At 29.9% G+C, this 20,776-nt stretch carries 16 protein-coding genes and 3 pseudogenes; 16 read left to right on the top strand and 3 right to left on the bottom strand.

The genetic code is table 11. From position 1 onward, the window contains the following. The first annotated feature begins 232 nt into the window (after positions 1–232). The 6 genes from ltrA to CPG45_RS08980 all read left to right on the top strand — a co-directional run bounded on the left by ltrA (position 233) and on the right by CPG45_RS08980 (position 6,601). On the top strand, positions 233–2,146 hold the full coding sequence (gene ltrA, locus CPG45_RS08955; protein ID WP_096231590.1) for a group II intron reverse transcriptase/maturase: 1,914 nt from the start codon (positions 233–235) through the stop codon (positions 2,144–2,146). Positions 2,147–2,307: 161 nt separating this feature from the next. Continuing rightward, positions 2,308–2,661: a hypothetical protein gene (locus tag CPG45_RS08960; protein WP_172856529.1), complete on the top strand. Its 354-nt coding sequence runs from the start codon at positions 2,308–2,310 to the stop codon at positions 2,659–2,661. A gap of 60 nt (positions 2,662–2,721) precedes the next feature. Beyond that, positions 2,722–3,246 (top strand): hypothetical protein, encoded by a 525-nt coding sequence (locus CPG45_RS08965; protein ID WP_096231592.1) that lies wholly within the window; start codon positions 2,722–2,724, stop codon positions 3,244–3,246. A gap of 120 nt (positions 3,247–3,366) precedes the next feature. Continuing rightward, positions 3,367–3,903 (top strand): hypothetical protein, encoded by a 537-nt coding sequence (locus tag CPG45_RS08970; protein ID WP_096231593.1) that lies wholly within the window; start codon positions 3,367–3,369, stop codon positions 3,901–3,903. Positions 3,904–3,919: 16 nt separating this feature from the next. Next, on the top strand, positions 3,920–4,993 hold the full coding sequence (locus tag CPG45_RS08975; protein ID WP_172856531.1) for a DUF3854 domain-containing protein: 1,074 nt from the start codon (positions 3,920–3,922) through the stop codon (positions 4,991–4,993). A gap of 57 nt (positions 4,994–5,050) precedes the next feature. Beyond that, positions 5,051–6,601, top strand: coding sequence for a DEAD/DEAH box helicase (locus CPG45_RS08980; protein WP_096231595.1), 1,551 nt, complete (start codon positions 5,051–5,053; stop codon positions 6,599–6,601). Between the two features lie 146 nt (positions 6,602–6,747). Here CPG45_RS08980 and CPG45_RS08985 read toward each other — a convergent pair whose 3' ends face one another. Then, a complete protein-coding gene (locus CPG45_RS08985; RefSeq protein WP_096231596.1) occupies positions 6,748–7,824 on the bottom strand; it encodes a restriction endonuclease subunit S in 1,077 nt (358 codons plus the stop codon). A 3-nt stretch (positions 7,825–7,827) separates the two neighbouring features. After that, positions 7,828–9,864 (bottom strand): HsdM family class I SAM-dependent methyltransferase, encoded by a 2,037-nt coding sequence (locus tag CPG45_RS08990; RefSeq protein WP_096231597.1) that lies wholly within the window; start codon positions 9,862–9,864, stop codon positions 7,828–7,830. A gap of 529 nt (positions 9,865–10,393) precedes the next feature. On the opposite strand from CPG45_RS08990, the pseudogene CPG45_RS08995 reads away from it, so the two are divergent. From CPG45_RS08995 to CPG45_RS09025, 7 genes and pseudogenes are all read left to right on the top strand, one after another. Beyond that, positions 10,394–10,525 (top strand): annotated as a pseudogene (locus CPG45_RS08995) (transposase); the annotation flags it as partial. A 516-nt stretch (positions 10,526–11,041) separates the two neighbouring features. Continuing rightward, entirely contained in the window at positions 11,042–11,824 is a 783-nt protein-coding gene (locus CPG45_RS09000) for a hypothetical protein (RefSeq protein WP_096231599.1), read from the top strand. Between the two features lie 485 nt (positions 11,825–12,309). Continuing rightward, positions 12,310–13,596, top strand: a complete 1,287-nt coding sequence (locus CPG45_RS09005; RefSeq protein ID WP_096231600.1) for a topoisomerase DNA-binding C4 zinc finger domain-containing protein — start codon at positions 12,310–12,312, stop codon at positions 13,594–13,596. Between the two features lie 137 nt (positions 13,597–13,733). Then, entirely contained in the window at positions 13,734–15,143 is a 1,410-nt protein-coding gene (locus tag CPG45_RS09010; protein ID WP_096231601.1) for a stalk domain-containing protein, read from the top strand. Continuing rightward, entirely contained in the window at positions 15,140–15,448 is a 309-nt protein-coding gene (locus CPG45_RS09015) for a hypothetical protein (protein ID WP_096231602.1), read from the top strand. Before CPG45_RS09010 ends, CPG45_RS09015 begins: the two co-directional genes overlap by 4 nt. A gap of 317 nt (positions 15,449–15,765) precedes the next feature. Next, entirely contained in the window at positions 15,766–16,428 is a 663-nt protein-coding gene (locus CPG45_RS09020; RefSeq protein WP_096231603.1) for a stalk domain-containing protein, read from the top strand. A 192-nt stretch (positions 16,429–16,620) separates the two neighbouring features. Beyond that, positions 16,621–16,818 (top strand): hypothetical protein, encoded by a 198-nt coding sequence (locus CPG45_RS09025; RefSeq protein WP_096231604.1) that lies wholly within the window; start codon positions 16,621–16,623, stop codon positions 16,816–16,818. A gap of 1,167 nt (positions 16,819–17,985) precedes the next feature. On the opposite strand, the gene CPG45_RS09035 is transcribed toward CPG45_RS09025, so the two are convergent. Then, positions 17,986–18,375 carry a hypothetical protein gene (locus CPG45_RS09035; RefSeq protein WP_231968671.1) on the bottom strand — a complete coding sequence of 130 codons (390 nt, stop codon included), beginning with the start codon at positions 18,373–18,375 and terminating at the stop codon, positions 17,986–17,988. A gap of 252 nt (positions 18,376–18,627) precedes the next feature. On the opposite strand from CPG45_RS09035, the pseudogene CPG45_RS09040 reads away from it, so the two are divergent. The 3 genes and pseudogenes from CPG45_RS09040 to CPG45_RS09050 all read left to right on the top strand — a co-directional run. After that, a pseudogene (locus CPG45_RS09040) lies at positions 18,628–19,094 on the top strand (Mu transposase C-terminal domain-containing protein); the annotation flags it as partial. Between the two features lie 21 nt (positions 19,095–19,115). Further along, positions 19,116–19,919 (top strand): ExeA family protein, encoded by an 804-nt coding sequence (locus CPG45_RS09045; protein ID WP_096231606.1) that lies wholly within the window; start codon positions 19,116–19,118, stop codon positions 19,917–19,919. A gap of 340 nt (positions 19,920–20,259) precedes the next feature. Beyond that, positions 20,260–20,661 (top strand): annotated as a pseudogene (locus tag CPG45_RS09050) (IS30 family transposase); the annotation flags it as partial. Between the last annotated feature and the right edge of the window lie 115 nt (positions 20,662–20,776).

Here is a 20,776-nt window from a genome sequence, read left to right on the forward strand (position 1 = left end):
TAAAGGTCACATTTAAGGATAGATGAGCTGGAACGCAGGAGAGCCTACATGTGGAATGTAGCGACATGATGAAGCATGTAGGAAGTCGGAGGTGTCATAGTAGTAATGATGTATCATAACACAAATGATACTGAACGAAGGACACCAGACGGTTAGTTCTTGCAAATAATTCTCACCGCAATCTTGAAAGTCCTTGAAATATAGGTAATGAACCATAAGGAGGTGTTGCCTTATGCATATAAACAACAAGATTGCAAGTGAAGGACAGCTTAAAGAAAGGCTTGATTTAATTTACGCTAAAAGTAAAGAAGGAAGAAGCTTTCATGGACTTTATGAATTGGCATTTAATCCTATAACGATAGTCACAGCCATACACAACATCAAAGCCAACAAAGGTTCTAGCACTCCCGGTGTGGATAAAAACAACATAAACTATTACTTGCAAATGCCATATCAGGAACTCATAGAACTTGTGCAAAACACAGCTAAAAACTACCAGCCACAACCAGTCAGAAGGATATATATTCCTAAAAAGAATGGCAAGAAGAGACCGCTGGGTATTCCTACCATGTTAGACAGAATAATTCAGGAATGTATCCACATAGTCATAGAACCTGTTTGTGAGGCAAAATTTTATCCTCACAGTTATGGTTTTAGACCTTATCGTGCTACCAAACATGCAATAGCTGATATCATTAATAACATCAACAAGGCCAAAAAGGATGTACCTAAATATGCAATAGAAGGCGATATCAAAGGTTGCTTTGACAACATCAACCATCGCATATTATTAAACAAATGCTATCGCATAGGTATACATGATAAACGAATATTGATGCTAATTAAACAAATGCTCAAGGCTGGTTATATAGAAACAGACCTTAAACACCTAACAGAACTAGGAACGCCACAAGGTGGTATTATATCACCAATCTTAGCGAATATATATCTAAACAATTTTGACTGGACCATTGGTAGAATGTATCAGGAACCAAAGCAACAATATCAAAGACTAAACCATGATAGAGCAAGACTTAAGAATCAGGGCACAATACCAAAGTACCTAGTCAGATACGCTGACGATTGGATAATAATGACAACGACTGAAAAAGAAGCCAACAGACTGTTAAAGTATCTCCGGAAATACTTTAAGCATAAGCTTAAACTTGAACTTTCCGAAGAAAAGACGATCATAACGGATATGACACAAAAATATGTCAAATTTTTAGGCTTCCTTATACAGGCGGACTATAAGCGGCCATCTCCGGACAATCCACATCCTACCAAGCTCGTAGGTAAATCAAGACCTGACTTCAAGAAAGTCAAAGAGCAGGTCAAAATAATCAATAAGGAGATACGTAAATTGAAAGATGTACCTAAAGAGCTTGACAGAGCCATCCAAATTGAGAAGGTTAACTCTATGATTATAGGCATGGCAGAATATTGGAAAACAGGAATATGCAGCAACACTTATCAATATATCGACAATAAAATATATCGCTGTGCATTCCGAACTTTCCAAAAGCTCTATCCTAAAACGTATATGGAACATCAAGTTGAACTGGAAAAATTGGCAAACAGACCGCAGAGACATCAAGGCTACAAGACCAAAACATTTGCGGTCAAAGTTAAAGACCAGTACATTGGCATCACCAAAACATTTATCACTCATAGCCAGTGGACAAAATATCCGTTCAACCAAAAGATGACGCCATATACGGAAGAAGGCAGAAACCTGTATTTAAAGCAGTTTAAAAAGAAAGAGAAAGTACCTTTGGATAGACCGCCACTATACGATATAAAGACTCTAATACACCACAAAAATAATAAACTATATAATTTTGAATATTTTATGAATAGAGAATACGCCTATAATCGTGATAAAGGCAAATGCAGGATATGCGGAAAATGGCTGGAAAAATGCAACATGGAATGTCATCATATCCAACCACAACTAAAATCTGATAAGGTAAACAAGGTGCCTAACCTAGCATGGTTGTGCGAACAATGCCATCATATTGTACATGGAAGTCCAATTCCAAGCAACTATACGGATAGACAGAAAGTGAAAATCAATAAATTCAGAGAATTATTGCAAGCAGGTAATAGTGGCGACACTAACGCCTGTCCCCGTAAAGGCGACTAATCGTTGGAAAGCCGTATGAGGCGAAAGTCTCACGTACGGTTTGGAGTGGGGGAAAAGGCAAAGATAACTTCAAAGCCTTACCTATCACTACTATGACAATGGACGGGCAACAGTACTGTACACGAAAAATTCCGTGTATAAAATTGGAAAAGGAGGAGGTAATGATGGTTCAGTTAAATAAATACGAATATTTGATTACTTTATGGGGCGAAACTTTGAAAATAAGTTTTTCGCCCCATTCTATTTTAAGGTGCAAACAAAGACAAAAAAATCCAAAAAGCATTGTTCAGTCCATTATGTCATGTCAGGATCGTATAAAGGACTTGAGATATTCACGCCAAAGGTTTACACTTCTTGACTATGCTTATAATAATGCCTGTATATTAGCTTTTGACAATCCACATAAGTTAAGTATTGTAACAGTTTTGGACGGTGTTGATGTGTGGACTGAAGGAAAATTGGACTTGATAACAAAAACAAAGCGAGAGGTGCACAGGTACGTGTGCGCTGACTGAAAGGCAAAAATTCAACGATTCTTGTCTTTATTTTTATTTTAAGTAAAGGAGAGATTTTTTATGGAAAAAAAGTACTTTAAAATAGTCGGCAACATAGACATCTACTTTTATAAAATGATGCCTATGTATGACGATCTAGAAGGATATGGGTATTATGAAAGTATAGATATCCCGTATCCAAGTCAAGGAGATTATTTGATTATTTCAACAAAAAATATTTCTTTAAATATTTCTTTTTCTTCTGCTACAAAAGATTTGACAGAAATTTCATGGAAAGGGAATATTGAAATAAAAAGACTTCTTGCAGAAGGAAAGATACAAGAAGTGTCACGCAATATATATTTGCGTGATATGGAATTAAGTAAAAGGATGTTACAAAAATACGAAGAACTTGTGACAGCAGAAATTTATTTAGATTATATACAAGAAAAAATTAAAGAAATACCACAATATCAAAAAATTTTATGTGCCTTTAAAATGCACACAATTTACAAAGATTATAAGAAGGCACACAAAAAATATAAAGAAATAATGAAAGAATATGCAAATTTAGAAAAACAACAAAAAGAGTTACTACTATTTTAGACACATGGCAGAACTAAATGGTAATAAAGCATTAGAATTGTTCAAAATTGAGCTTTAAAAAGTAGGGAAGTTTTTATCCCTACTTTTTTTAATTAAAGATGAAAGGAGAACGATGAAATTATGTTAAATATAATGTATTTTTCAGGAAAAGTCAAGGATCTACAAAAATTTACAAGTCTCTTAACAAACGTTAAAGGTAAACTAATATGCTGTGATATTGACAACACGCTTGCTGACATCAATACACAATTGTTAAAGGCAGGATATAATATTTCTCAATATCCCAATCCTGTACTTAATGAGGATTTTTGGACGTCTTATGAAGGTCTTGACATACTTATTAGAGCAAAAAAAATTAAAAATACATCAAAAATTTTAGATGTTTTTAATGGACTTGGCGCAGATGTGTTTTTTGCAACCAGCAGAAACATAAGATTAAGAGAACTTACAAGGAAGTGGATCGAAAAGCAAGGCATATACAACAAACATGCAGTTTACTTCACTGCCTCAAAACACATTCTTGAGGCTGACGTTTATCTGGAAGATGATCCTCAACAAATATCAAAACTCCTTTCTATAGGTAAGCCTGTTCTGATACCGTCATGGCAGTATAATCAAGGCTTTGACAGTGAAAATGCTATCTATTTCAATATATAGAAAGGAGTTGCTGAATATGTGCGATTATAGAGATCCACGTCTGTCAATTTTAAATGTTGCTCAAAAATCAGGCATAGTAATTTTAAGACAAGTATCAAACGAGGAATTTATGGCAAGATGTCCGTTTTGTGGCGATTCAGAAAAAAATCCAAAACACGGACATCTTATGCTTAACATAGAGAAAGATGCATACCACTGCACGAGATGCGGTGAAAAAGGATTTGCAATAGGACTTTATGCACGACTACATCGAATAAATAATAGTGAAGCGTTTAAAGAACTTATGAACATGATACCTGAAACAATACCTAAAATTGAAACTAAAAAAATGCCACAAAGCCCTATTGCAAGCATTAATGAACGTGACAAAGTATATAGGGCATTTTTGGATAAGTTAACTCTTAAAGGCGAACATTTACAGAACCTTATCCGCAGAGGACTATCGTGGGAAGAAATTGGCAGAAATCTATACAAGTCAATACCAACAATTCCTCAGGAACGCTTAAGAATATGCAATGAACTGTTGCAAGAAGGATTAAACCTCAATGGCATACCAGGCTTCTTTCAAGTCCAGAAAGAAAATCAAACGTACTGGGATTTTTACTCTGACAACGGCTTTTTCATACCTGTACGTGACATTCAAGGACGTATTCAAGGTATGCAGATACGTCTTGATGATGACCATGAACGAAAATATGTGTGGTTTTCGTCACGTGGAAAATCGAGTGGAACTGGTGCACATGCATGGATAGGCGTACATGGAGTACCTTCAAAAACTGTATTAGTTACTGAAGGCCCATTAAAAGCTGATATTGCACATTTTTTAAGTCGCTTTACGTTTGTGTCAGTTGCAGGCGTAGACGCAACAAAAGGCATTGAACAAGTTTTGAAAGAACTTGATACTAAACGTGTCTTTATTGCATATGATATGGACTTAAAAAGCAATAAGAACGTACAAAAGGCTAAAGAAAGGCTTGAAAAAAAGCTTATACAGGCAGGTTTTGAGGTGCATACAAAGACGTGGGATGAGCGTTTAGGAAAAGGCATTGACGATTATTTGCTTTGGAAAAAACGCCAAAAAGTGGTATAGGACTTTGTTCCTATACCTTTTTTCATAATAAAAAGAAATTGAAGGAGGAATTTTACTATGTTATATAATTGGCAAAAAGAAGCAATAGAAAAAATACAAGGAGAAAATGCATTATTATCAGCACCTACAGGTTCAGGTAAGACGAAAGTTGCATATATGTGGGCAGGTTTAATAGATAAAGACGAGAAAATTTTGCAGCCAAAAACCAAAATAATATTTACTGCACCGATTAAAGCGTTAAGCAACGAGAGATATATGGAATTAAAAAATATGAATATTAATGTAGGGTTAGAAACAGGTGATTTTAAGAAAAATATAGAAGCACCTGTTATATGCTGCACTCAAGAAATATATACGAACAAATATGCTCAATGTCCGAATCTTAAGGTTGTTATTGATGAATTTCATTATGTATCTACTGATCCTGAAAGAGCAAGAGCATATATAGACGGAATTGCAAACAGCAATCCGACATCAAAGATACTTGTTATGTCGGCAACTTTTGGACATCCTGAAACTGTCAAAAAATATCTTGAAAGACTTTCTAACAGACAATTTTCAATGTATGTGACAAACGAAAGAGCAACATCATTAGTATTTACCGAAAAACCTGTTATATTAGACAAACTGCAAAATGCACTTGTGTTTGTTTTTTCAAGGCGTGGTGTTGAATCTATTGCCTACGATATAGCGCAAAACAGAAACAGAATTGCAACCGAAAAAGTCCGTACATTAGAAAAACTTGCAGAAATCTTTTCGGTTTCTGATATTCCTGAAATTTGCTATAAAGGTGTGGGAATATATGTCGGTTCACTTTTGCCAAAAGAAAAGTTATTTATGGAGACTGGTTTCAGAAATGGTATTTTGAATATTATGGTTGGTACCGATGCACTTGCATTAGGTGTTAATCTACCTGCCGAAACAGTAGTATTTGCACAGCTTGCAAAATACTACGATGGACCTATAACAAAAAATGAATTTGTACAAATGGCAGGACGTGCAGGAAGAAAGGGATACTTCGACAGAGGCTTTGTATCATACATGCCAAGCAACTTTGAGTCCTTCGACTATGATACAAAAGAACTTTATGAAGAACTTTTAAATGCACCTCAAGAGCCTATGGAAATAACTATAGATATTTCAATACCTGAACTCTTAAAAGGAAAGTCTATAAAGGAAGAAGCTGAGTATGTAGCGAAAAATTCAATTCCTATGTTATCAGTTTCAGATGTTCAGGAAAGAATTGAATATATAATGGAACAAATAGACGAATTTGCCAATGAATTAGATATACAAAACTTTAAAGAAATTTTATCAGACATATATTTTCCTGAATACTCACTTTGGACGAACCTAAACATTGCACAGGTTTTTGGCGAAAACGAAAAAATCGACATGGATGACTTAAAGGAACTTATTTTCGGTTGCGAAGAAAGTAGAAACTTTTTCTATTCTCTATTGCAATTAAAAAAATACATTAAAACATTGCCAAAACAATATAAGCGAAAAATAAAAAACCAAAGTTTATTAGACAAACTTATCAATGAAATTGATCCGACTGTTAATGACTTTGAGATGAGAATAAAAAATGCAAGAGAAATATTATAAGACTTGTTTTTGTATGTGAATTTGTTTTTAAGGTGCGTTCATAGGCATGATGGCAAAAGCTATCGTGCCTTTTTTATTTGCTTATATATATACAAGGGTTTTAAACTCAGGTTTTTCTATATCCTTTATTCTTATTTTTCTTAAAACTAACTTTCTATATCTATTTCAATATATTTTAATTCTTCTAACATTTTTAAAGTTTTTATTCTTAGATTTTCAATTTTTTTATATTTTTCAACTATTTCATTCTGTTTATCAATATCAAATTCTCCATTTTCTTTTATAGGTATTTCTACAGTTACATATTCTTTTATATTTGCCAAAGAAGCACGAAAAGTTCTATTAAAACCATAATCGTCTTTGTTACTCCTTAATGCATATAAAAGATATTCTGGGTTTATATTACTATTTTTAACCTTTAAGACACCACAATGATCTGTTGGATAAAAAGGTTGATTTTTAGGGATATAATTCCAATCAAAGATTCCATCTATTCCCCATATTAATGAAGGAGTAGAAAAATCATCAATAAATGTATTATTAGTATAACCAAAAGGTTTAAATACATTTGCACTGTAGATAGGAACTAATAGTTTTTTATTATTATTTTTTATTAAATCTTGCTTTAATATTCTTTTCCCTATAAACAAAGAAAAAAGAGTTACATCGGATAAATTAATTGTAATCATTTTGCAATTGTTTAAGATTTTTACAGAAATATTTTTTAATTTTTCACTATATTCCTCTATTTTTTTCTTTATTTTTTGAAATTTTTTATACTTATTAGCTATTTCATTTTGCTTTTCTAAATCTATAAAAATCTCAATTTCAAGTTCTTTTAGTTTTTCTTTACTTGCAGTTTTGCTCCATGACAACCCTAAATTTAATAATTCTTTTTCAATAACAATTCTAATGTATTCAAGGTTTATAGCATCTCTATATTCTTCTTTTAAAATCATTGGTCTATGATGATCATTTGTTGTGAATTTATGTTTGTGGTAAAATACATAACCTACAGAGCCTTCTCTATTCCAAGCTAAACAGTTTTCAAAATATTTAACTTGAGGTAAATTATCTCTTACATAACCAATAGGTGTTTCTGTTTTTTTTCCACCATAAACAGGTATGTTGCCAGGATTATTTAATATAAAATCTTCTGTAATTCCTTTTATAGCAGGAAAATCAAATAATTCATCTAAAAGGAATATTTCTTTGTGACTCATATTTTATAATACACCACCTTTTAATTCATTATTTAAAAAATCTCTAATGCTTGCTAATAAACTATAAAAATCTTCTTCTGAAACTTCATTTTTTTCTTCTTCTATTCCAAGTTGTTCTCTTTCTTCTGTTGTCCAATATTTATCTATCATCCAATGTTTCAATTTATCAAATTCTTCAAAATTCATAATTTTACATCTTAAATTATTTGTTATTTCTAAACCTACTTTAAAACTATTAAACAGTTTTACTGCCTCTATTAAATTATTTTCTTGAATAGGAAATCTTTTGGCATCACGAGTTTCCCCTATTTCACTAACAAGATATAGAAAAACAGGCTCTGTTTGAACATTATTATCATGTTTCTTTTCAAGTATTAATATATAAGTTTTTTTAGGTGTTGCATAAAATGTTCTTACAGGAAGGGATATTATTCCTTTAATAACACAATGCTTTTTTATATAATCAATCATATTTGCTTGATTTAACAATCCATCTGGAACTATAACTAATGCTTCGCCACCTTTTTTTAAACTTTTTATTATCCATTCAATTGCTAATGATTCTGTTCCTCTGCCATTTGCAGTATAATAGTCACTTAAACCTTCTTTTTGAATTATTTCTTTTAAACTACTACTACCATTTGTAACATATGGAGGATTTGTTAATATCAAATCGTATTCTTCTTCATGCTTTAATCCAAACGTTCCTAAATTAGTCCTTAACAACTTAAAAACTTTATTAAATGCATTATTTGCAAATTCCATTAAATGTTCTTTTGAATGATACTTCGATAATAAATCAGAAAAATATATTAACATATTTGCTTTTGCAAGTATTATAGTTCTTTCATCATCTTTTTCATCAGTTCCTTTATCATAACCTACTAAAGTAATTTTAGGTTGAATCTTTTGATTTTTAGGTTCAAATTCTTTCCAAATATTTTTGTTTAACATAATTGTTTCTAATATAAAGCCACCAACACCACAAAAAGGATCGCATATTTTAGAGCCTTCTTTAAGTAAATAAGCATTTGACATTTTAACCATAGCTTGAACAACATTTCTTGGAGTAAAATATTGTCCCAAGCTTTTAACTCCAGCACTTTGTCTTAAAAATGTTTCATATAATCTTGTTTTAAATTCTCTACTTACATATTTAAATGAACCATTTTTTTCTTCAAATTTTTTAAAACTTTCTAATACTTGTCCAAATAAAGTAGCTTGGGATATATTGGGTTCACCATTTTCATTAACAAATATAGTCCCATTAATAATTGTTGTTCCATCTTCTCCTTTTGGAAACATTTCTTTTATATCTTTTCTACAACTATTCGCATAATGTTTTAATGCTTCAACATCAGAAAGTTGTTCTTTTATTTGATAAACACTATCAAAATTATTATAATTTTTTAAAACACCTATATCGCTTAAAAACTTAAATACAAAAATTTCAACTACATTATATAAACATTTTTCAGGCTCTTTTCCTGTATTAATCCATATTTTTTGCCACACTTCTTTTGCCAAAGGTGTAGGATCAATTATCTCAGGTTCTTTTAAAACATTGCTATTTTCCGTTAATGAATAGTCTATTTTATCAATAAGATTTTCTAAATCAATTATTTCTTCTGCTATTAACATTCCTGAAAAAATCTTTTGTCCATTAAAAATAATAGATATTTTATTACCTTTTTCATTAATAATTTCTTGTCCATTTAAAGCATTTATCCAAAATGTTTTTGAACCATCTGTTACAATTAATAATTTACATAATTCTTTGGCTACTTCTAATTCTTGTTGAATTGCATCTTGTATTTTTTTGACACTTGACAGTTCTTCTGGAGTTTTATATTCAACAACTGCTTTGACTATTCCTCCAGGAAGAACTATTAAACCATCGGGTTTTTTATCTTTGATTTTATTATTAATTTTATTAATTATTTTTGCTTTTTTTAGTTGACTTAAAGTAGTTTGCCCTAATTTATAATAATTATATCTACCTAAGTTTATTGGACTTATTTGTATAAGCTCCTCACTCATTTGTATCACCTCTTTACAGACTTGTGCATATCCTAAAAGCCTTGATTTAAGCTATTTTTAAGATATGCTTTTTTCTTATCACTTAAAAATTTTTTACCTGATATGTAGGATTTCCTGTCTTTTATATCGAATTATTTTATTATTAACATCATTAAACATTAAAGGAGAAAACCCTACTTTTACCAGCTTCAACAAGTTTTGAACAATATCAATCTTTTTACTTTTCAGCCTAAAATGATTTTTATATTTCTTTATTTAATAATCTTAATTTGTTTTCTATTTCTGGATTCCCGCCTTCTAATTTAGTTCAACTCGGATATAATTTTCGATGAAACTTTTTAATCTTTGAACGATTTTTTAATTATACTCATATCTAATAAATTTTTTCTTATATAACAATATATATTATATCGCATTGATTGAACTAAAAAAAATCAAACAATTGTATATATTTATATCTTTTTTCTTATTTATAATGATACCAGAAAACTAGACAGACAAAAAGTCAAAAATAAGTTAGAATATAGTTATGAATAAGAGAAGAAATTTTACACCAGAACAAAAAACAAAAATTGTATTAGAGGTATTGCGAGAAGAAAAAACGCTTAATGAAATCGCTGCTGAATATGAAATATATCCGAATATAATTAGTCGCTGGAAAGCATAATTTGTCATTTAATATATTAATTTACATTATGTATAAATTTATATAAATAAAGGAAATTCAAAAATTAACTTAGATTTTTAAAAAATTGTCTTGATAGATGGGAACATTGTAAATTTCAGTCAGTAAGAATAATGACGTAGTAGTATACATGACGAATGAATACGAAACAGTTATTGCTTCCAGTGACGATATATAATTTTGTTCAATGTCAGGTCGGAAGGTTACACGGCTGGCATCAGTGGAAACAGCAGTACATCAAGTACATCTTCGTCAAAGACTTCTGCCAGTGATTCAAATCAGAGTCTACTATAAAGCTATTATGGAAAACCGGGTAAAATATACGTTGATTCTAATGTCAGAGGGTTAATCAAGGGGCAATATTAACAGTAAAAGGGGTAAGATATACCACATTTCGTGGATCCGTGGTACGACAAAACAAAATATGTTATCCCATATGTATTTTGTTGTAAAAGTAAAATATAAACTTGTTTAGAAGGAGATGTTTTAAAAATGGATAACATCAACAGAGAAAAGATATTGGATTCATACGAAGAAAATCATCCTTTTGTTCATTTTGAAATAATAGATGAAAATGGTAATTCATGTGGAACATATAACGATAATTTAATAAGAGTCTACTTACCACAAGTGAAAGAATTCTACGATAAATGTATAGAAATAGTAAAAGATAATAAATTTTGTGATTTTACTCTATACGATTGTATTTCTTATATTCTTGACCATGAATTAATTCATCACGATATTGAAAAAAATATAGTAGCAAAATATGGTTATATTAATTGCTTAAAATATGCGGAATATCTCTTCTTGAGTGAAGCAATTGTTAATTACAAGCAGTATATTAACTATCATAAAAATAATAGAATTAAATTTTCTATTATAAAATCTAGATTACTCGATTTAATAGATGTGGTTAAAAACATACATGGAAGTAGTGAATTATATGGAGAAGATAAAATTAAAAAACCAAAGCCAATAGAAAAAAGCCTTGACTTACGTCAAAAAGAGTATTCAGATGAACAAATTATTGATTTTTATGGTAGTTTAATAGGCTGTCAGTTGGCTTACAATAAAGTAAAAGACAACTGGAATGATGAACTAAATAATTTTAATAAAAAAAATAGTATCTTTGCAGAATATTTGAATCAGTTTTCCGAAGACATATTAAGTTCTGCAAATAATTGTGAAAACATGACTGAAAAGTTATTAAATAAAATACAAGAAAAGAATGATATTTTTATACGTCAAAATGGTCTTAGAACATATATTTAAAATCTAGTAACGAGTAGTAATTTAAAATATAATAGAAATTATAAATGTTATTTTACCAGTAATCATGACAAGGATGGCTGTTACTATACTGTAAAAATATAATGATACCCGAAAACTAGCAGACAAAAAACAAAAATAAGAAAAATATATTATAACATTAAATACTGCCTGCAAATTGCAGGTATTTTTTTATATCCAAATATAAAATTTCTAAAAATTTCATCTAAACAAGAAGGAATTTTAAAGCAATATGGCGAATTAAGTATTAATATTAACAATTCAGTAAAAGAAAGGATTTGATACTGTGACATATGTCATTGTTATATTGCAAAAGTATAACCTAATAATCCATATCAATTAAGGTATTATTTTTGCAAGTATGATTTGGATATAAGAGTTACTATTATAGAAGTTTCTGCTCTTGCAGAACGTTCAAGAATAATTAAAGAAAAAATAGAAAGGCTATAAAATTAGGAGTCTTTATCATGGATAATATTAAATTACCTTTTGGTTTAGGAAAATATGATAATAAAATTTATCATATTTCCGAAGTCAAACAAGGGAAAGAATGTAATTGCATTTGTCCTTATTGTGGACAAGATTTACTTGCTAAAAAAGGAAATATAAGATCGCATCACTTTGCTCATGTAAAAGAAGAATGTAAATATGCTTTTGAAACATCTATTCACATGTACATAAAAGAAATTTTAAGTAAAAACAATAAAATTTATGTGCCTGGACATAATTTTGCAAAAGAAATGTATTTGCACTATAATAGAGTAGAACTAGAAACAAGGTTTGGAGGAATTATACCTGATATTGCTATATATGCTGGAAAACAAAGCAAACCACTTTTAATAGAAGTCAATGTAACGCATCCTATAGATGATGATAAGCTAGAAAAAATTATTAATATGGGTATTTCTGTATTGCAAATAAATATTTGTGATAGTAATTTCGATTTTTATAATTTTGACAAAAAGGACTTAGAAGATATTATTCTACATAAAACTGATTTTAAAGAATGGGCATACAATGCGTATGAGGATAGAAAGTTTGAAGAAATAAGTATAAAAGAAGAAAAAAGAAGATCGATGCTAAGAAAAAGAAAGGAATTATTTCTTTTTAAACAAAAAATTGCTGAAGATTTTGAACAAAAATATAAAGTTGCAATAATTTTGCCTAAAGAATGTTCTCAATGTGATGGAATTATGAGCATTAATAAAGCAGATGATCATTATTATTATAAATGCGATTCCTGCAAAGTAAATGAGCCTATTGGACCTTCAAAATATATTAGTTTTATTAAATATGATGACTTTAATATTAATGATAAAAAACAAAAAATTATTGAATGTGTAGAAGATAAAAAAGAAAGACATCAATTACTTGATTTTGCTATTAAAAATCAAGATAAGCAAGCTTTAGAATATATAACAAAACTAATGATTCAACAAAGAGATAATAAGGATAAAATTGATAGACTAACAATTCTTTATAATTATTTTGTCACGAAACAAGGGAAACAAATACATATTAGTTATTGGAAAAATTATTATTCTAATTGTCCAATTTGTGGGTCGGATATGGTTTTTAGAAAATCCAAAAAAGACAATGAAATATTTCTAGGTTGTTCCTTATATCCAAAATGTTATGGTACAAAAAAAATAATAACAATAAGTGTAAAAGATGTTTTATATATGGATAAAAATGCTTTTATTTATATGTTAAAGGACAAAATATCTAATAAGCAACATATTATTAAGTCTTAATGAACAACCGTATATTGAACGGTACGTACGGTAATGTGACAGGATAGTAAATAACTCGATTTTTTATTTAAGGACGTAATAAGGACATTAAATATGTTATAATATTATTGTGAAAATATGGTAAGGGAGGGTATAAAGTGTATAAAAAGTTTCTGTCAGTTCTTTTAACAGTTCTTTTATTACTTTCTTTTGCAGGTCCAATACAAATTTATGCAAATAATATCACAATCATAATTAACGGTCAAAATGTAACATTCGCTCAACAACCAATCATCAAAAATGGAACAACGTTAGTTCCAATGCGTGCATTTTTTGAAGCATTAGGCGCAAAAGTAAACTGGGATCAGAGCACACAAACAGTAACAGGGACACGTGACAATACAACCGTACAGCTCACAATAGGATCTAAAATAGGCAAAGTCAACGGACAAAATCATGCTCTTGCAGTAGAAGCACAGATTATCAATGGCTATACATATATACCTTTAAGGTTTGTTGGCGAAGCACTTGGAGATGAAGTAAATTACAGCAATGGAGTAATAACAATCAATTCAAATAAGGCACCACCTATAGGTAAGCTAATAGTAAGCTATATTGATGTAGGTCAAGGCGACAGCATACTTGTACAGACGCCATCAGGCAAAAACATGCTTATAGATGCAGGAGTACCTGAAATGGGCAGTACAGTAGTATCTTATTTAAAAAGCAAAGGCATAAGTAAGCTTGATGTAGTTATTGCAACACATCCACATGACGACCATATAGGCGGTATGCCTGACGTTATCAATACGTTCACTATAGATACATTCTATATGCCTAACACAACAACTAATACAAACGCCTTTGAGAACCTATTAAATGCACTTAAAAATAAAAACGTTAATTCAGTGTATGTAAAAGCAGGAAACAATATAGATTTAGGCAGTGACATAACAGCAAAATTTCTTGCGCCTAACAGCAGCAGTTACGACAATCTTAACAATTATTCAGCAGTTGTTAAATTAACATACAAGAATGTATCTTTCCTATTTACAGGTGATGCAGAAAAGGAATCAGAACAAGAAATGCTTAATAAAGGATACAACTTAAAAGCAGACGTACTTAAAGTAGGCCATCATGGTTCTGATACGTCAACAACAGCAGATTTCCTTAAAGCAGTAAGTCCTAAATACGCAGTAATAAGCGTTGGAAAAAACAATGACTACGGACATCCTAATCAGTCTGTATTAGACAGGCTTAACAATGCAGGCATAAAAATTTTTAGAACAGACTTAAATGGCACTGTGGTAGCAACAACAGACGGTAATACAATTTCGTTCAACGTTAATCCCACCAATACTACAGATGATAATAGTACAGGCAATACGAGTACTGAGAAAGTGTACGTTGACGCGAATGGGCATGGACTTATTAAAGGCAATATAAACAGCAAAGGAGAGAAGATATATCACTTGCCTGGAGATCCGTGGTATGACAGAACAAAAGCAGAAGCATGGTTTAAGACGGAAGCCGAAGCTCAGGCAGCAGGATATCGACCAGCAAAATGATAAAAGAACAAAAAAATATAAGACCAAAATTAATCTTTTTGTATGTGTTAAATATACTTGCAAGTGGATTTTTTATTTTTATAGCAACAAAATTTTTGCTAGACAGTAGTACGTTAATAGGAACAATAGACATTGTATTATTTATCACTGCGATTGTATTTGATATTGTTATACTGAATTTTTTACGACATAAAAAAGATATAAAAGAGCCATTAGATGTCATACCTAAAAATATTTATATGTGGCATAGTGTAGTATTTCTCATAGGACTTGCTATTCTATTGTATGTTTGCTATTTGTCATAACTCCACCTATTTGTAAAATCAGAAGGTTGAAAAAGTCTTAATTTGTCTTCACCTTATAAAAGATGGAGACTTCTTGCTGAACTTTGTTAAATTTTTAAGATATGAAACAAATATATTGTCTTTAATGATAATTATATGAGTATGTAAGAAAATTCAATTTTTCTTTTTAAAAATTATTTTAACAGATGGGAGCATTATAACAATTTGATGAAAGTGGAGGAAAATTCTGTTAACATATAAGACAAGGTAATTTAAAATTAATGACTTCGATTTTTTTAAAAAACTTAAATTATAAATAAAAATAAGGAGGAAATTTTATGAGTAAAACTAAAACAATTATAATATTTGTTATTTTACTTTTAACATTCGGCTTTGTGATGGGTTTTGCTTATGCTCAAAGTAACAGTATAAAAATTGTAGTTAATGGAAATACAATATCAACAGATGTTCCTCCTCTTGTAGAAAACGGGAGAACGCTAGTTCCATTACGAGCCATATCCGAGGCATTAGGAGTTCCAATAAAATGGGATGGTACTACGTCTACTGTGTATGTCGGTACAGTTCCAGAAGGAATAGACCTTGTTGATGATTTAAAGCCATTTAAAATAGGTTCAACAAATACTGTTTTATTAAAATTAAAACCAGTCTCAATTGCAGGAGTAGAATACAACCACGGTTATAGTTGTTATGCCGAATGGCCTGATGTTCTAGGTGATTTGTGGTGGAATTTAAATGGTAAATATACAACTTTGACATTTTCAACTGGAATACCGGATAATGCTAATTACAACAAGTGTGCTCTAAAGATTGAAGGCGATGGTCAACTATTAAAAACCATTGAAATGTCAACTTCTGATGGTGCTAAACAATGTACAATTGATGTTACAGGAGTTAAAATATTAAGAATATTTACGGTTTGCTCAAATTCAATGAACGTATTTAAAGTTAATATCCCTCTAGTAAATCCACGAGTTCAATAAATTTTTATTTTGTGTTAAATTATATAAATTATGTGTAATGCTCCCATCTGTTAAGACAATTTTAAGATAAATATTATAATGCTACCAGAAAACTAGACAGACAAAAAGACAAAAATAAGTTAAAATATAAATATGGATAAAGGAAGAATTTTACACCAAAAATAACAAACATTCAGAAAGGCGGTAATAAAAATGGTAAAAACCTATCAAGACTTAATAAAAACTGTACATGACTATATAGAACCTTTTAAGCCCTGTACATGTGGCGAAAATGTACTTGTAACACTTGCTGTAGAGCCTGTTAAGGCAGACTATTTTAAGGACGATAGCGTGCAGCATTGTATAGTACAGTGTAAAAGGTGCGGTAAAATGTACATATCGGAGTATTAATATGTATTTAAATGGAGGTTTTTAAAGTTGCACTACTTATTAATTTTTATTGGTACAATGATAATAACTTTTGTTGCAGGATTCATTTTTGAATTAATTTTTCATAAAAATACTCAAGTTATAAGCAAAAACTGGAAATATCTTTTGTATTATTCTTTGATTTTGTGTGTTTTGTTTCTAATAGCTTTTTGGATGTTTCCTAATGTGTTTCTTAAATAAATATATTGGTTATTTCAAGTCGCAAACATGCTAACGAAACTTGCTAACATTTTGCTAACGTAATAAATAAAATTACTTAAAATTAGACGTGAAATAAACCTAACAATTTCCAGTTTTAAAAATAAAAAAAGCCTATTTTTAGGCGTTTTTAAGGTTTATAAAGAAAAGATGTGTTATCACTGTCATGAATTATAACTAAAATTTTATGTATGATTTTCTTTCTTATACATGCTTTTTTTATATAACCTGTTTTTTCCTAAAGTTTGCGCGCAAAAGGTAGCGGTTCGCCGCTACCAATAAAGAGCGGAAATCATCACCTATCCAAGAATAGAATTAGCATTTTATTTCTTCTGGATGGAGGATGACTTTTTTTATATAATTTTTAAGTACAGTTTTATCCTGACTTTTGCAGCAAAAAGAGATAAAAAAAGCTATAAACTTCTTTAAAATAAAGGATTTTGGGCTTTTTAATTTTGTTTCAAAGCAGATAAACTGCTATATTATTCAGGACAGTACTTTGTTCACTGATGTTAGAAATCCCAATACGTGAAATATTAAGATATCCGACTATTTTGCCGTTGTAATTATCTCATATCAGCATTTCAGTACAATACCAATCCTTGAATAAGTCGCAGTAATGATCTTTATTGATATTTATAAAATATGCCTCCCCTTTGTCCTACAATGCTTTCTAAATTTAAAAAAGGTAATTATATAAAGCATGTCTATAAGGCTACTATGGCGTTTAAAAGTAATTTTACAAGAAGATAATTTATTTAGTCCATACAATGGTTTAGCGTGGGTTAAAATTCAACTTAATTCTCTTTTTTAACGCAAACAATCATATTTTTACATATTACTTTTTATTATTTTACCATTTTTATTTATAACTTTATATTTCCCCCTATAAAAATCAATAACAATCATTGGATATGAGCTGTGTTTATTTTACAATACTTCCCAATAAACTAATTCTTTTCTAGGATTTTCTGTTGTCTCGTGTTTCAACTCTATTTTCAAAATCTCATCGCATAACTTATTATTATTTACAATTGATATTGCTTTTTCTCTTGAAATACCATCTTTGGAGTTAACCGTATATTCTAAATGTGGATTAAAAAAATGAATTTGATTTATAAAATAAATATTCCTATTACCTTTATTGTCAATAGCATTTACAACAGTTAATGGTCTACCAATATTATTAAAATGTAAAGAAGTAATTTTAATTGAATGTCCTTCATAAATAACTAGAGAAATGGCTTGTATTTGTTTAAAAAAAAGTAATATCAAAAAACAGGTTATTAAAATAAATAATAACAATATTTTGTATTTCATTTTTATAATAATAACCTCCTTAGTGTAAAAGTCAATATATCCTTGTACAAAAAGTGGAATATAATTTTGTACAAAAAATATACTAATAAGATGCATTAGAAGAACTGTGTTATACAGCAAATTATTTCAATATAAAAAGCGCTATAAAAAGCAAAATAATTTAACTTTATCCATTATGTAAAACTAATTAATTTTCATAATCATGTATAAGATTGGTTAATCTTACCTTTCTTATGTTAATCTTAACATAAAAAAGGAAAAATTGAAAGGTTTTTCAGGACATTAAAAGACCAATGGATGTATGGATTTGATTGGCAGAAAATATCTTACATAGACGAATTGAATGAGAACTTGAATAAATATATCGAAGGAATATATCATCAAGTACATTCATCAATAAATATGAAGCCCATAGAGAAATTCATTAAATATACAGACACGATGAAATTCATAAATTCTAAGGAAGAACTTGATAACATATTTCTCTATAGAGTTAAAAGGCGTGTAATTAAAGATGCCACAGTGTCAATAGAAAAAATTAAATTTGAAGTACCAATGCAGTATATATTGGGGATTATGCAAATATACGATATTACCCTAAATCACTTGATAAAGCATATATTTTTAGCGAAGACGGTAAACTCTTACAAACAATACATCCAGTAAATAAAATTGATAATTCTAAGATAAGAAGAAAAGAAATAGACTTTTCTTTGTAAATGAAGAAAGAAGGAAAAACAATGTTCAATGTATATTATGGATTAACATTTAATCCATTTTCTAAAGACTGTGATGTAAAATATCACTACAAATCACAGGATTATATACAAGCAATGAGCAGATTAGAATTTTTAAAAGATAAAAAAGGATTTGGGTTAATAACAGGAGATCCTGGATCTGGTAAGTCATATACACTAAAATGTTTTGTAACTTCTTTAAATCCTAATATGTACAAGGTTGTGTACATACCAATATCAACACTTACCGTTATGGATTTTTACAGGTATTTATCTGACGGTTTAGGATTAATACCGAAGCATAGAAAATGTGATATGTTTCGCCAGATACAGGATGTAATATTAAGTTATCATTCAAAAAACATAATTCCTGTTATCATTGTTGATGAGGCTCAGTTCATAAGCAACTCAATCCTTGATGATTTACGCATTATATTTAATTTTGACATGGACACAAAAAATTATGCATTACTTATATTGTCTGGACAAACACAATTAATTATACAGTTGAATAGACAAGCACATGAAGCATTAAGGCAGCGAATAGTTTTAAATTATTCATTTAAGGGTTTAAACAAAGATGAAACAAAAGAATATATAACATCCAGATTAAAATGTGCAGGATGCAATGAAACAATATTTACTGATGACGCAATTGAATTAATATATTCAAGCACAAATGGATATTTAAGAAAAATTAATTTACTTGCAGAAATGTCAATGATATTAGGAGCTAAAGAAAGTCAAAAAACTATAAATGGTGAGCTAGTATTTAGAGCTCAAAGTGATATAAATATTACAGAATAATTGGATATATGAGTGTATCTTCTTCTCCGGAGGGGATAGGGAAATGCAGGGGTGCAACCTGAGCACTTCGGAGAGGGTTGGTGCCATAAACAACTTTCTCCCGGTTCAATCCGGGGGAGAAGGTACATTCAAGATGGCATTTACCCAAAAAGCGTAAAACCCAAAAATGGATATACTTAAAGCTATATGTATATGATTTAGAATAATATGATCTTATAGATTGTATAATGTAAATTTTTAAGTAAAAACTCTGTTTAGTGATTGTTTAATCTTTATACTTTTTATGATAAGTCAGCTTATTTAATCTCAATTTTTCAGGATGTGATATCTTACTGTTTAACAATATATTTTTGTGATAGATGGAAAAGACAGCTTATCAATCAAGAAGGTATTTGATGAACTCAAAGCACAATATAAGGAGAATTTTTCAAAGATATTTAAGAGTATAACGGCAGACAATGGCGCGGAATTTGCCGAATTGAGTAAGATATTAAAGGAATGTGAAAGCAAGGCATATTTTAGTCACCCATATTCTGCATTTGAGAGAGTGACAAACGAGCGTCATAATGGGTTAATAAGGAGGTTTATACCTAAAGGAAAAACGATAGCTGACTTATCAGAGTGGGCTATAAGACTAGTGCAAAATTGGTGCAATCAACTTCCAAGGAGGATCTTAAGATACAAGACACCTGAGGAATGTTTTTTAGATGAGGTTAGCAAAGTTATCAATTATGCACAATGATTACGATGAAATAGTTCAACCATGGCAAAATGCAAAATTAAGGCCGCTGTTTTCCCTATAGGGCAAACAGATATATCATACATGGTTAGAAAATTATGGTTTTATCAATTATTTA

Origin of the sequence: Thermoanaerobacterium sp. RBIITD (assembly GCF_900205865.1) — a bacterium.
Classification (GTDB): domain Bacteria; phylum Bacillota; class Thermoanaerobacteria; order Thermoanaerobacterales; family Thermoanaerobacteraceae; genus Thermoanaerobacterium.